Raw genomic sequence first — 12,795 nt, forward strand, 5'->3', positions numbered from 1 at the left:
TTACAAGGTGATGACCAGCGGCACCACCACCGGATCGCGCTCCAGCACCTTGCGGAAAAACCGGCGCAAGGCCGAGCGGATGCGCTCCTTGAGCAGATCGGACTGGCCCGGCGGCACGTTTTCGTAGATGTCGAGGACAATGCACTTGGCGTCTTCCAGCACGTGGCTGTAGTGCTGCTCGAAGACGAACCCCTTGGACAGGATATTGGGACCGAAGGTCAGCTCGCCGGACTTCTCGTCCACCACCATGACCACGATGACCAGCCCCTCGCCGGCCAGCAGCTGGCGCTCCTTGAGCACGGTGACACCCACGTCGCCGACCCCCTTGCCGTCGACATAGATGTGCTCCACCGGAATCGGGTCCTCGAGCCGGATCAGCCCGCCGGAAAAGGTCACGGGCTGGCCGTCCTCGATGACCAGCGCCCGTTCCGGGGCCACGCCGCAGGAGACGCCGATGCGGGCGTGCTTGACCAGATGGCGGTATTCGCCGTGCACGGGGATGAAAAACTTCGGCGAAACGGCCCGCAACATCAGCCGCAGTTCCTCGGCGTGGGCATGGCCCGAGGCGTGGATGGCCTGGACGGACTCGTAGAGGACCTCGGCCCCGAGCTTGTAGAGGCGGTTTATAAGCCGCGTTATGGCCCGCACGTTGCCCGGGATGAACCGCGAGGACAAAAGGACGGTGTCGCCCTTTTGCACCTTGATCTGGCGATGCTCGCCGTAGGCCAGGCGCGACAGGGCCGAAAGCGGCTCGCCCTGGGAGCCGGTGACGAGCAGCACCACCTGGTTGTCCGGCAGGTTCGGCAGGTCGTCGAGGCTGGCCTCGGTCTCGGGCGGCACGCGCAGGTGGCCGAGCTCCCGGGCGATCTCGATGTTGGAAAAAAGACTCTTGCCCGAGACCGCGACCTTGCGGCCCGTGGCGTGGGCCAGGTCGTATATCTCCTGCATCCGCTGGATATGGCTGGAAAAAAGCGTCACCACGATGCGCCCGGAGACATCCTTGAAAATGTCGGCCAGAGCGGATTTGATCTCGCGCTCGGCCAGGGCGAAGCCCTCGCGCTCGGCATTGGTGGAATCGGACAACAGCAGCATGACGCCTTTTTCGGAAAAGGCCTTGATGGCCGGCAGGTCGGTGGCGTGGCCGTCGAGCGGCGTGCGGTCGATCTTGAAGTCGCCGGTGTGGACGATGCGCCCGGCCGGGGTCTCGATGCCGAGGGCAAAGCCGCGCACGATGGAATGGCACACCGGAAAAAAGGTGACCTTGAAATCGCCGAGCGTGATGGTCTGGCCGCCCTCCACCGCCTCGAAGTGCGTGAACTCCTTGAGGCTGTGCTCCTCGAGTTTCTTGGCGGCCAGGGCCAGGGTAAAAGACGAGCCGTAGAGCGTGGCGTCGCAGGAGCGCATAAGCCAGGGCAGCGCCCCGATATGGTCCTCGTGGCCGTGGGTGAGGATGATGCCTTTGAGTTTGTCCTTGTTGGCCAAAATGAAGTCGAAGCGCGGGATGACCACGTCGATGCCGAACAGGGAATCGTCGGGGAACATCAGGCCGCAATCCACGACGATCATGGATTCGCCAGACACCAGGGCCATGCAGTTAAGCCCGATTTCGCCGAGGCCGCCCAGCGGGTAGAGCGTCACGGCGGGGTTGGAATTCATTGTCGCATCTCCTGGTAGGCCCCGTTCATGCGGGCCCAAAGGTCGTTTTTAAAAGCTTCACGCTCCTTGAGCGTATAAAGGGCATGGGGATCGAAGGGGGGCAGGGCGCGCACGGTCACTTCCCCCCCGCGCACCAGCCGGGCGTGCTTGGGCAGGATGTTCCCGGAGCCGGATACGATAAGCGGGGCCACCTTGGCCCGGCACTTGAGCGCCACGATCATGCCCCCGGTCTTGAATTCGCCAAGGCGCGAGTAGTCCATGGAGCGCGTGCCCTCGGGGAAGACGAGCAGCCCCACCCCGCGCGAGACGAGCCCGGTCGCGCAGGCGATGGATTCCATGGCCTTGCGCCGGTTGGCCCGGTCGATGGCCACATGGCCCACCCGGCGCATGGCCGGGCCGAAGACCGGGATGGCGAACAGGCTTTCCTTGGCCAAAAACCGGAAATTATACCCGGAAAGCGTGGCGAAAAGGATCGGGATGTCCATATGGCTCTGGTGATTGGCCATGAAAATATAGGTCTCGCCCGGGTCGAGGGCCGACAGGTCGACAGTGACGCGCACGCCGGAGCACCGGACCAGGCATCTGGCCCACAGGCATTCCAGCCGGTGGGACAGGCGGCCGTCAGTCCCCACGCGGGCGAACAGCCAGCACAGGGAGCTGAAAACGAGGGTCAGCGGCGCGAGGCAGGCCGTAAAAAAAAGCGATCGGATCATGTTTTCCATCGTTCCGTGTTGACAAGTGGGCCAGGCGGGCAAGGATGCCGGGCGGCATCCCGATACTAGGGGCGACGGCGGAAAAAATCCAGCCTTCCCGCCGGGGCCGCATGTCTTGCACAGGTTATTCTTTTTTGGCAACAGTGCCCCGCAGTGCGCAGCGTGCGCAACGCAAGGGGACTTTGCATGAAAATTCTCATTGTCGACGACGACCCCATCTCCCGCCTGACCATGTCCACGACACTCAAACCCTACGGGCAGTGCGACTGCGCCGAACACGGCCAGGACGGACTGGCCCGCTTCACGGCCGCCCTGGACGGCGGCGAACCCTTCGACCTCGTGTTCATGGACATCCAGATGCCGGTCATGGACGGCCACACGGCCCTGGTCGCCATGCGCGAGGTCGAGCGCGCGCGCAGGGTCGCCCCGGGCCGCGAGGCCAAGGCCATCATGATCACCTGCCACGACGACGTCAAAAACGTCAGCGAATCCTTTTTCCACGGCAATGCCTCGTGCTATTTCACCAAGCCCATCGACCTGCGGGCCATGGTGGCGCGGCTCAAGCAGGACGGCCTGCTTTAAGCTGTTCTTTATCCTTCTTTTTCCAAAAAAGATTTTACATCGTCACAAAGAGGCGATACGGCAGAGTTAAGTCCCAAGTTGCGCCGCGCGACGCGATTGCGCTTCGCCGCGGCAAGGCCATTTTCGAGGAGGATGTCCCATGTCGCTGAAAAAAAAGTTCCTGAAAAGCAAACCCGTCTGCAAGGTAACTTTCGTTTTGGCCAAGGAGCAGGCCAAGGACGCCGGCAATGTCGGCCTCGTCGGCGAATTCAACGATTGGGAGATCGACGCCACGCCCATGCGCCGGCAAAAGGACGGTTCCTTTTCCGTCACCCTTGACCTCCCGACCGGTCGGGAATACCAGTTCCGCTATCTGATCGATGGGGAGATCTGGATCAGCGACCCCGAATCGGACAAGCACGCCTTTTCCCCGTTCGGCGACTGCGAGAATTCCGTCGTCACGGCCTAGGCCCGCGCCGATGACCGTGTGCCCGACCCGCGTCCTCCGCCCCGCTCCCCTGCCGGGCCGGGCACGCGGGAATCGAACGGAACCCCGCCGACGCGGGACACGCCGCAACGACATGCCGGCGATCGGAAAGAGCTCGCCCGGGGACGTGTGGAACGCGCCGCGTCGCTGCGGAACGCCATAAACGAACCGCCGCCCTTCCCCGGACCGGACCATGGCCGCCCGGATACAAAACGTCTGCCTCATCCACTCGCACCTCGGGCCGGCCCTTGCGCGCCTGGGCGTGCGCGCAACGCACCTCGACCCGCCCCAGGGAACGGCCAGCCTGCCGGAACTTCTGGCCGGCCTGCCCGAACCGCCCGACTGCATCATCCACCAGGAACACCTCGGCACCCGGCTGGTGTTGACCGACCTCGACGCCGCGCCCTGCCCGGTCATCTACTGGGCCCTCGATCCGCACCTCAACTTTTTCTGGCAGCGCCACTACGCCCGGAGCTGTTCCGCCGTGGCCTCCACCCAGCCCCATCTGGTCACGGCCTTTGCCGCCGCCGGCGCGACAAACGCGACCTGGGTGCCCTGGCACGGCGCGATCCGTCCGTTCGTTCCCCATGGCGGCCGCGACATTCCCCTGGCCTTCGTCGGCCGCATCACCCCCCAGCGTCGGCGCCGCCAGTGGTTCATCGACCACATGGCCCGCCACGGACTCGTCCGGCGCGACGACGTTCACGGCGAGGCCCTGGCCGCGATCTACGACGCCGCGCGGATCGTGCCCAACGAATCCATTGCCGGCGAAATCAACCTGCGCCTGTTCGAGGCCGCTTCCAGCGGTTGCCTGCCCGTGGCCGAACGCCGGCCCGAGGCCGTGGCCACGCTTTTCGTCCCGGACCGGGAAGCCGTTTATTATGATGATGTGCTGGAGCTCGACGACCGCATCCGCTTCGCCCTGGCCCATCCGGGCCTGACCGAAAAGATGGGGCGGGCCGCCCATGCCGCCGTGGCCGCCCGCCACCTGCCCATCCACCGGGCCGCCGCCCTGCTCGAGCTGGCCGCCCGCTGCGGCCCGCCGCCGCGCGGTCCCGATGCGGCCGCCGCGGAAGCCCTCGCCCTCTACCAGCTGCGCCGGTCCGGACAGCTGGTCCTGGCCGGATCGATGGTCTGGCGACGGCTCGCCGCCGGGCCGGACACGCCGGAGGTCATGGCCGCCCGCATCCAGACGGCGCTGGGAGCCCGGGACCGCGACGCCGTACTGGCGCTGATCGGCATCTGCCTGTCCCGGCCGGAGCTTTCGGGGCATCCGCTGACGGCATCGGCCTGCTGTCTGGCGGCCTGCCGCCTGGACGCGCCCGAAGAAGCCCGGCTGGCCTACGTGGCCCAGGCCGGACGCGGACGCCGGGACATCCCGCGCCTGTCCGGCCCGCGCGACTACCTGCTCCACTTCGCCGGGGCCCTGGAAGCGGCCGGCTACGAAGCCTCGCCAGGCATGGTGTTCGACCCGGCCCGCCAGTTGCCGGAAAACGCCGTCCAATGTCTGGTGGCGGCCAAGGCCCTCGACCCGGACAATCTCGAGCTCGACCGCCGCCTGGACAGGCTGCTGGCGCGCCTGCCCGGCAACGAAGCCCAACGCGTGGCCCTGCTCTCCAACCTGACGCTCCACCGGCCGGACGACTGGGCCCTCGGGCTGATGCTCAGTCTGGCCGATCTGGCTGCCTTCCGCCTGGAACCCGGCCTGGAGGAAATCGCCCTAGCCGCGGCCACGGCCGCGAAAACGGGACAGGAAAAACGTTTCGCCAGGCGTCTGGCCCTGGCCGATCCTTCCGGCCGGCTATCCGCGGCGCTGCATTCCCTATTGGAGGTCGCCCCCGCTCCCCAATGGGAAAAATAAGCGCGCCGCTCCCGTACCCTTGACTGCCGACCAACGGCTGGCTACAGGCATACTATAAGCGGTATCGACAGTCGGCCGCACCCAGGCCGGCAAGGAGAGGACGCCATGAGCGCCATCAACTTTTCGAGCGCCGCGGGGGCGGAAGCCTCCTACGGCATCGTGTCCAAGACGCTGGACACCATGAACAACGCCGTTTCCTCCTCCGCCACATCCTTTACGCCGACCGACAAAGAAACCATCGGCGCGGCCGTGGTGAGCAAGACGCTGGATTACTTAAACAGCGGCGGGTCGGGCTCCGCGTCTTCCACCAGCAACGATATGAGCCAGACCTACCAGGCCTCCAAGGACGTGCTCGGCGCCTACACCTCGGGCATTGGCTCCATCGCCGACGCCAACGCCTAGAAGCGGGGCAGACGATCGAGAGGGGAAACCCTTGAAAAAGGGCTCTCTCCTTTTGCGCCCGCCCCTTCCGCAATTTTTCGACCGGCCTTCGGAGGACGACATGGATGATTTGGTCGAGGTCACCATCATGGGGACGAAAGCAGGCTATACCCTCCTGACCATGACGTTGGACAAGGTGGCCGATACGAAACTCTTTGCCGTCACCAACTACGGTTTTTCCCCCGGCGGTCCGGCCTCCCAAGCCCCCAGGGACGCACTCGGCGCGTCCACCTCGGGCGTCGGCTCCATCGCCGACGCCGACGCGTGATAAGAGGATAAGAGAAGAGGGGAAAGAGATGCGAGAGGGGAAACCCTTTGAAAAGGGTTCTCCCCTCTCGCGCTCTCCCCTTCCTCAACTTTTCAATGGGTTGCCGGGATATTGCGACAAAGCGTCCCTGGGCGGACGTTGCCGTCATCCCCATTTCCCGTTAGGCATCTTCCCAATTCCCGTGTATCCCCCAAACCCTTTATGGGGGGTCCGGGGGGCCCTCGGCCCCCCGGCGGAGGGGTGCAGGGGAGGCAGCGCCTCCCCTGCCGGAAAGGTCAAGGAGAGGCGGAGCCTCTCCTTGTCTGATAAAGGAGTACCTGTGCGGACGTTATTGCGAGTGGACATCACGGTTCCCGATGCGGGCGATCTGGCCGAGCGGGTGGAGGCTTGGCTGGCCGGGCGCGCGGCCCAGGGCTGGGAGGAAACGCCTAGCGACGACGGCGCAACCGTGCGTTTCCGGGTGCATCTGGAAGACGGACCGCCGGCCCGGGATTTCGCCGCCGCCGTGGCCGAGGACTGGCCGGAGCTTCCCGTTGCCCTGGAAACCATCGAGGAAGAGGACTGGGGCGCGGCCTGGAAGGAATTTTTCACGCCCATCGCCGTGGGCGGCATTTACGAGATCCTGCCGCCCTGGCTGGCCGACACCGATACCGAAGGCCGCGCGCCCATCCTCATCGAGCCCAAGATGGCCTTCGGCACCGGGCACCACCCGACCACGGCCCTATGTCTGGAAGCGTTCGCCGCCTGCGCCGCCACCGGCCGCATCGCCGCCGGGAAGCGGTTCCTCGACCTCGGCACGGGCTCGGGCATCCTCGGCATAGGGCTCACCAAGCTGGGCCTTACCGGCTTCGGCCTGGACATCGATCCCCAGGCCGTCTGGTGCGCAGCGGAAAACCTGCGCCTAAACGCCGTGGGCGACGCCATGACCCTGGCCGTCGGTGGGGTGGGAGCGGTCACACCGGACGCCGCCTTCGACGTCGTGGCCGCCAATATCCTGGCCGCGCCGCTTATCGCCATGGCCCCCCGACTGGCCGGCCACATGGCTCCGGGCGGCGTGCTCATCCTGTCCGGCATCCTGGTGGAGCAGGCCCCGACCGTGGCCGCCGCCTACCGGGCCACGGGCCTGCCCGAGCCCGAAACCCGCATCAGCGGGGAGTGGGCGTCGCTGGCCTGGCAATGAGTTTACATTCGGAAAAAACGGGTTTACTAGGTCGCCTTGCTTCGCATAACCTTCTACCACAACCGTATTTCAAGGCTTAAGCCATGCACCTGAAAAAACGCGTTCTCGTCACCGGCGGCGCCGGTTTCCTTGGTTCGCATCTGTGCGAACGTCTGATTAACGAGGGTTGCGACGTCATCTGCCTGGACAATTACTTCACCGGTGCCAAGCAAAACGTCAAACACCTGCTCGATAATCCTCATTTCGAGCTCATGCGCCACGACATCACCTTCCCGCTGTACGTGGAAGTCGACGAGATATTCAATCTGGCCTGCCCGGCCTCGCCCATCCACTACCAGCACGACCCGGTGCAGACCACCAAGACGAGCGTGCACGGGGCCATCAACATGCTCGGGCTGGCCAAGCGGCTTCGGGCCAAGATCATGCAGGCCTCGACCTCCGAGGTCTACGGCGACCCCTCCGTCCACCCGCAGCCCGAATCCTACTGGGGCAACGTCAACCCCATCGGCTTCCGGTCCTGCTACGACGAAGGCAAGCGCTGCGCCGAGACCCTTTTCTTCGACTACCGCCGCCAGCACAACCTGCGCATCAAAGTCGCCCGCATCTTCAACACCTACGGGCCGCGCATGCACCCCAACGACGGCCGGGTGGTCTCCAACTTCATCATCCAGGCGCTTCGCGGCGAGCCGCTGACCGTTTACGGCCAGGGCCAGCAGACCCGTTCGTTCTGCTACGTCGACGACCTCATCGAGGCCTTCCTGCGCCTGATGGACACGCCCGACGACTTCACCGGCCCGGTCAACACCGGCAACCCCGGCGAGTTCACCATTCTGGAACTGGCCAAGATGGTCATCGAGTACACCGGCTCCAAGTCGGTCATCGACTACCGGCCCCTGCCCAAGGACGACCCCAAGCAGCGCCGCCCGGACATCACCCTGGCCAAGGCCAAGCTCGGCTGGGAGCCCAAGGTGCCGCTGACCGAGGGTCTCAAGAAAACAATCGAATACTTCGACGCCCTCCTGCGCAAACAGTAGCCGGGCACGGTTCGCTCAATGACGCATGACGACGCCAGCCGCCGCGCCCCCGGGCGCGGCGGCAAAATTTCCCTTGTGGTCCCCGTGTACAACGAGGGCAAGGGCCTTTGCGCGCTCCGCGACAGCGTGGTCGCGGTCATGGACGGCCTGCCCTACGACTGGGACTGCCTTTTTGTCGACGACGGCAGCAGCGACGGCTCCTGGGCCGTGATCGAATCCCTGGCCGACGCCGATCCCCGCTTCAAGGGGCTCATGTTCTCCCGCAACTTCGGCAAGGAGATGGCGCTGACCGCCGGGGTCGAGGCCTCCATAAGCGCCGACGCCGTCATCTGCCTCGACGCCGATCTCCAGCACCCGCCCGAGGTCATCCCCGAGCTCGTCGCCAAGTGGGAGGAAGGCTACGACATCGTGGCCACCATCCGCGAGAAGGTCGCCGACTACACCCTGGTGAAAAAAATCGGCTCCAAGGGCTTTTACTGGTTCATGCGCCGGTTCACCGACCTCGATCTGCCCCCCAATTCCACCGACTTCCGCCTGCTGGACAAGAAGGTCGTGCGCACGCTGGCCAAGTTCACCGAAGGCTCGCGCATGTTTCGGGGCATCATCGACTGGATGGGCTACAAAAAAACCTACATCTCCTTTTGCGCCCCGGCCAGAAGCCAGGGCGAGCCGGCCTATTCCGTCAAGAAGCTCTTCAATCTGGCGATAAACAGCTTCACCTCCTTTTCCCTGGTGCCGCTGCGGCTGACCGGCTACCTCGGCCTCGGCATCATGGCCGTGACCATCCCGCTGCTCGTGCTCATGGTCCTGGCCAACTGGTTTGTCGGAGCCAACATCACGCCCATCGCCTTTTTCACCGTCTTCAACACCCTGCTCATCGGCGTGGTCCTTTGCGCGCTTGGCATGATGTCGCTTTACATCGGCCACATCCACACCGAGGTCGTCAACAGGCCGCTTTACATCGTGCGCTGCCGCGCCGGAAACTGGGACGGGCAGCAGTGACCCGTACCGCCATTCCCGACGCGCCTCTTTTTTCCATCATCATCCCCTTCAAGGCGCCCGGCCCCTACCTCGTCGAAAGCCTGCCGCATCTGCTGGGGCTGATCGAAAAGGATTTCGAGGTCATCCTGCTGCCCGACGCGCCCATGGACGTCGCCGCCTACACGGACGACCCGCGCGTGCGCGCCGTGGCCACCGGCCCGGTTTCCCCGGCCGTCAAGCGCGATCGGGGGGCGCTCCAGGCGCTCGGGGCCTACCTCGCCTTCATCGACGACGACGCCTATCCCGACCCGGCCTGGCTGACCGTGGCCCGGGTGGCCTTCGAGGACGCTCCGGGACTTGCCGCCGTGGGCGGCCCGGCCGTGACCCCGCCCGACGATCCCTTCTGGGCCCGGGCCTCGGGCGCGGTGTTTTTAAGCCGCCTGACCGGCTTTCCCGAACGCTACCGCCCCACCCCGCCAAGCCGGCTGGTGGACGACTGGCCGACCGTCAACCTCATCGTCTCCCGCGAGGCCTTTTTCGATGTCGGCGGTTTCGACACCGCCTGCTGGCCCGGCGAGGACACCAAGTTCTGCCTGGACCTCGTGCACAAAAAGGGCGGCGCCATCCGCTACCTGCCCGAACTTTTCGTCTGGCACCACCGCCGGCCGGGACTGAAGAAACACCTGCGCCAGGTCGGCAACTACGGCCTGCACCGGGGGCATTTCGTGCGCGTGCATCCCGAGACATCCCGCCGGGTGCGCTATTTCCTGCCGTCGCTGTGGGTGCTGTTCCTCGCGGCCGCGATCCTGCACGGCCTTTTCGTGGCCGCCGGCGGCGTCTCCGTGCTTCCCTGCGCCGGGGGACTCATCGGCCTGGGGTTTGTCGCCTATGCCGTCTTTTTGCTTTCGATCCTGGCCGATCTCCTGCGTTTCGAGTCCCCGGCCGTCGCGCTTGCCGCCATGCCCTTCGTGGCGCTGACCCACGTCTGGTACGGCCTGCGCTTCCTTTACGGCCTCACCAAGAAAAAACTGATCAGCAGTCTCGGCAGGTAACATGAAAATTTCCGTGGCCTATCCGCCGCTCGCCTCGGACAAGGGGACCCCGCTCCTTTCCCAGAACCGCCAGTTCCAGTGGTTCACCAACCCGACCTACATCTATCCCATGGTGCCCTCCTACGCCGCGAGCCTTTGCGCCGCGCGCGGCCACAGCGTCACCTTCGACGACGGCATCGCCGACGAGATGACCTACGACGCCTTCCTGGCCGATCTGGTCAAAAAGGCCCCGGACCTCGTCGCCATGGAGACCAAGACCCCGGTCGTGACCAGGCACTGGAAGATCGTGGCCGACGTCAGGGCGCGGCTGCCCAAGGCCGCCGTGGTGCTCATGGGCGACCACGTCACGGCCCTGCCCCGGGAAACCATGGAACAGAGCTCCGTGGATTACGTCATCGCCGGCGGGGACTTCGACTTCATCCTGGCCGATCTGGCCGACCACCTCGACGGCAAGGACGTGCCCATGCCGGCCGGCGTGTGGCGGCGCGAGGGCGGCGAGATCGTCGACGGCGGCATGGGCTCGCTCAACCACAACCTCGACGAGCTGCCCTACATCGACCGCGACCTGACCAAATGGCAGCGTTACGCCTATAAGAACGGCAACTTCAAGTACACGCCCGGCACCTATGTCATGGCCGGCCGCGACTGCTGGTGGGGCCGCTGCACCTTTTGCTCCTGGACCACGCTCTTCCCGGGTGCGACCTACCGCACGGTCTCTCCCGAACGCCACGTGGCCGAGATCGAGCGGCTCGTGACCGAACGCGGCGTGCGCGAAATCTTCGACGACTCGGGCTGTTTCCCGCGCGGGGCCTGGCTCGAGGAATTCTGTAAGCGCCTGATCGACAAGGGGCTCCACAAGAAAGTCGTCATGGGCTGCAACATGCGGGTGGGTGAACTGACCCAGGACCAGTGGAACCTGCTCAAGAAAGCCAATTTCCGCTTCATCCTCATCGGCCTCGAATCCATGTCCCAGAATACGCTCAACCGCCTGTGCAAAGGCATCAAGGTCGAGCAGATCGAACAGACCGTGGCCATGGCCAAAAAGGCCGGTCTCGAACCCCACATCACCACCATGGTCGGCTATCCCTGGGAAACCCGCGAGGACGCCCGACGCACCATCGACTTCGCCAAGTCGCTTTTTTCCCGCGGCCTGCTCAATACGCTCCAGGCCACCATCGTGGTCCCCTACCCGGGCACGCCGCTTTTCACGGAAGCCAAGGAAAACGGCTGGCTGACCACGGAGAACTGGGACGAGTACGATATGCGGGCCTCTGTCTGGAAAAGTCCGATATCGAATGACGACGTGTTGCAATTCAAGGATGAGTTGTATAAAGCCGCTTTGACGCCGGCGTTTATCGCACGCAAGATCATGAGCATCCGCGACGTGGATGACGTGAAGTTCCTGTTTCGGGCCGCCGGCAAGCTCATGGGGCATCTGCTCAACAAAAGCCGCAACAAGGATTGCGGCTGTAAATAAGGCGAGCCCGCCACATCCTTGTCGCCGTCATGACCCGAAAATATCGCGCCGCCGCGAAACAACGTCCATACGCCAGCCGTGCCGCAGGCAGGGGGCGCTAACCTTGGACCGCGTATCGGTGGTGGTCACCACCAAAAACGAAGCCGCCAACATCGACGCCTGTCTGGCGTCCGTGGCCGCCCAGGACTACCCCCGGGAAGACCTGGAGCTCATTGTCGTCGATAACGCCAGCACCGACGACACCAAGGCCATCGCCGGCCGCCATGCCGACATCGTGTGCGAGATGGGCCCGGAACGCTCGGCCCAGCGCAACCACGGCATGCTTAAAGTGGCCAGCGGGCGCTACGTCATGTTTCTCGACGCCGACATGATCCTGTCGCGCACCGTGGTGCGCCGCTGCGTGGAGAAAATGGCCGCCGGCCATCATGTCGCCTTGCACATTCCGGAAATCGTGCTCGGCGCGGACTACTTTCCGTCCGTGCGCCGCTTCGAGCGCAGCTTCTACGACGGCACCGTCATCGACGGCGCCCGCTTCATCACCAAGGACGCATTCGCCGCCGTGGGCGGCTTCGACACCTCCCTGACCGGCCCCGAGGACTGGGATCTGGACAAGAAGCTCAAACGTATCGGCACCATAGGCCTCCTGTCGCGCTACGATTTCGACGCGGTGGACGCCTATGTCGCCGGCCTGCCGCGGCAAGACTTTCTCGAGGCCCTCATCCGCTTCGAGGAAAAAAGCGGCCAGGACACGCCCCTTCTTTTCCACAACGAAGCCGCTTTCGACCTCGTGCGCTACCTCAAGAAAAAGACGTATTACACAGGCAGCGCCGAGGCCTATATCGCCAAATGGACCGGTCGGGACCCCGATGTCCGTCGTCAGTACGGCCTGGGCTATCGGTTTTTTGGCGTTTTTGTTGAACAAGGCCGCTACCGACGGCTTCTTTCCCATCCGGGCAAGGCCTTCGGCATGTATTTCCTGCGTTTTCTCGTGGGCGCGATGTTTCTGGCCAGAAGACCACGCCAGGCCGGAACCGCGTAAGCCGTCCCCGGGACGCGCACCCAATCCGTCAAAAGGAGAACTCCT

General features: G+C 64.7%; 13 protein-coding genes. 11 read left to right on the forward strand and 2 right to left on the reverse strand.

What is annotated here, in order from left to right; translation table 11 throughout:
- Both K9F62_02470 and K9F62_02475 read right to left on the reverse strand, forming a co-directional pair.
- Positions 1 to 1,656 (reverse strand): ribonuclease J, encoded by a 1,656-nt coding sequence (locus tag K9F62_02470; GenBank protein UJX41583.1) that lies wholly within the window; start codon positions 1,654 to 1,656, stop codon positions 1 to 3.
- Positions 1,653 to 2,369, reverse strand: a complete 717-nt coding sequence (locus K9F62_02475; GenBank protein ID UJX41584.1) for a 1-acyl-sn-glycerol-3-phosphate acyltransferase — start codon at positions 2,367 to 2,369, stop codon at positions 1,653 to 1,655. Before K9F62_02475 ends, K9F62_02470 begins: the two co-directional genes overlap by 4 nt.
- Positions 2,370 to 2,555: 186 nt before the next feature.
- Between K9F62_02475 and K9F62_02480 the strand changes: the two genes are divergently transcribed.
- From K9F62_02480 to K9F62_02530, 11 genes are all read left to right on the forward strand, one after another.
- Positions 2,556 to 2,951, forward strand: a complete 396-nt coding sequence (locus K9F62_02480; protein ID UJX41585.1) for a response regulator — start codon at positions 2,556 to 2,558, stop codon at positions 2,949 to 2,951.
- Positions 2,952 to 3,090: 139 nt separating this feature from the next.
- Positions 3,091 to 3,399 (forward strand): isoamylase early set domain-containing protein, encoded by a 309-nt coding sequence (locus K9F62_02485; GenBank protein ID UJX41586.1) that lies wholly within the window; start codon positions 3,091 to 3,093, stop codon positions 3,397 to 3,399.
- A 211-nt stretch (positions 3,400 to 3,610) separates the two neighbouring features.
- Positions 3,611 to 5,278: a glycosyltransferase gene (locus tag K9F62_02490; GenBank protein ID UJX41587.1), complete on the forward strand. Its 1,668-nt coding sequence runs from the start codon at positions 3,611 to 3,613 to the stop codon at positions 5,276 to 5,278.
- 105 nt (positions 5,279 to 5,383) lie between these two features.
- Positions 5,384 to 5,680: a hypothetical protein gene (locus tag K9F62_02495; protein ID UJX41588.1), complete on the forward strand. Its 297-nt coding sequence runs from the start codon at positions 5,384 to 5,386 to the stop codon at positions 5,678 to 5,680.
- Between the two features lie 100 nt (positions 5,681 to 5,780).
- Positions 5,781 to 5,987 (forward strand): hypothetical protein, encoded by a 207-nt coding sequence (locus K9F62_02500; GenBank protein UJX41589.1) that lies wholly within the window; start codon positions 5,781 to 5,783, stop codon positions 5,985 to 5,987.
- 319 nt (positions 5,988 to 6,306) lie between these two features.
- Positions 6,307 to 7,167 carry a 50S ribosomal protein L11 methyltransferase gene (locus K9F62_02505; protein ID UJX41590.1) on the forward strand — a complete coding sequence of 287 codons (861 nt, stop codon included), beginning with the start codon at positions 6,307 to 6,309 and terminating at the stop codon, positions 7,165 to 7,167.
- 83 nt (positions 7,168 to 7,250) lie between these two features.
- A complete protein-coding gene (locus tag K9F62_02510; protein UJX41591.1) occupies positions 7,251 to 8,201 on the forward strand; it encodes an SDR family oxidoreductase in 951 nt (316 codons plus the stop codon).
- 18 nt (positions 8,202 to 8,219) lie between these two features.
- Positions 8,220 to 9,203: a glycosyltransferase family 2 protein gene (locus K9F62_02515; protein ID UJX41592.1), complete on the forward strand. Its 984-nt coding sequence runs from the start codon at positions 8,220 to 8,222 to the stop codon at positions 9,201 to 9,203.
- On the forward strand, positions 9,200 to 10,234 hold the full coding sequence (locus K9F62_02520; GenBank protein UJX41593.1) for a glycosyltransferase: 1,035 nt from the start codon (positions 9,200 to 9,202) through the stop codon (positions 10,232 to 10,234). The genes K9F62_02515 and K9F62_02520 overlap by 4 nt, the downstream gene beginning before the upstream one ends.
- Before the next feature lies 1 nt (position 10,235).
- Positions 10,236 to 11,711: a radical SAM protein gene (locus K9F62_02525; protein UJX41594.1), complete on the forward strand. Its 1,476-nt coding sequence runs from the start codon at positions 10,236 to 10,238 to the stop codon at positions 11,709 to 11,711.
- A gap of 103 nt (positions 11,712 to 11,814) precedes the next feature.
- Positions 11,815 to 12,750, forward strand: coding sequence for a glycosyltransferase (locus K9F62_02530; GenBank protein UJX41595.1), 936 nt, complete (start codon positions 11,815 to 11,817; stop codon positions 12,748 to 12,750).
- Positions 12,751 to 12,795: the final 45 nt, after the last annotated feature.

This window comes from Desulfovibrio sp. JY (genome assembly GCA_021730285.1).
Lineage (GTDB): Bacteria > Desulfobacterota > Desulfovibrionia > Desulfovibrionales > Desulfovibrionaceae > Solidesulfovibrio.

Excerpts from the sequence above, each read along its gene's own strand:
- K9F62_02470 (UJX41583.1), bottom strand. The coding sequence starts at position 1,656 with ATGAATTCCAACCCCGCCGTGACGCTCTACCCGCTGGGCGGCCTCGGC.
- K9F62_02475 (UJX41584.1), bottom strand. The coding sequence starts at position 2,369 with ATGATCCGATCGCTTTTTTTTACGGCCTGCCTCGCGCCGCTGACCCTC.
- K9F62_02480 (UJX41585.1), top strand. The coding sequence starts at position 2,556 with ATGAAAATTCTCATTGTCGACGACGACCCCATCTCCCGCCTGACCATG.
- K9F62_02485 (UJX41586.1), top strand. The coding sequence starts at position 3,091 with ATGTCGCTGAAAAAAAAGTTCCTGAAAAGCAAACCCGTCTGCAAGGTA.
- K9F62_02490 (UJX41587.1), top strand. The coding sequence starts at position 3,611 with ATGGCCGCCCGGATACAAAACGTCTGCCTCATCCACTCGCACCTCGGG.
- K9F62_02495 (UJX41588.1), top strand. The coding sequence starts at position 5,384 with ATGAGCGCCATCAACTTTTCGAGCGCCGCGGGGGCGGAAGCCTCCTAC.
- K9F62_02500 (UJX41589.1), top strand. The coding sequence starts at position 5,781 with ATGGATGATTTGGTCGAGGTCACCATCATGGGGACGAAAGCAGGCTAT.
- K9F62_02510 (UJX41591.1), top strand. The coding sequence starts at position 7,251 with ATGCACCTGAAAAAACGCGTTCTCGTCACCGGCGGCGCCGGTTTCCTT.
- K9F62_02515 (UJX41592.1), top strand. The coding sequence starts at position 8,220 with ATGACGCATGACGACGCCAGCCGCCGCGCCCCCGGGCGCGGCGGCAAA.
- K9F62_02525 (UJX41594.1), top strand. The coding sequence starts at position 10,236 with ATGAAAATTTCCGTGGCCTATCCGCCGCTCGCCTCGGACAAGGGGACC.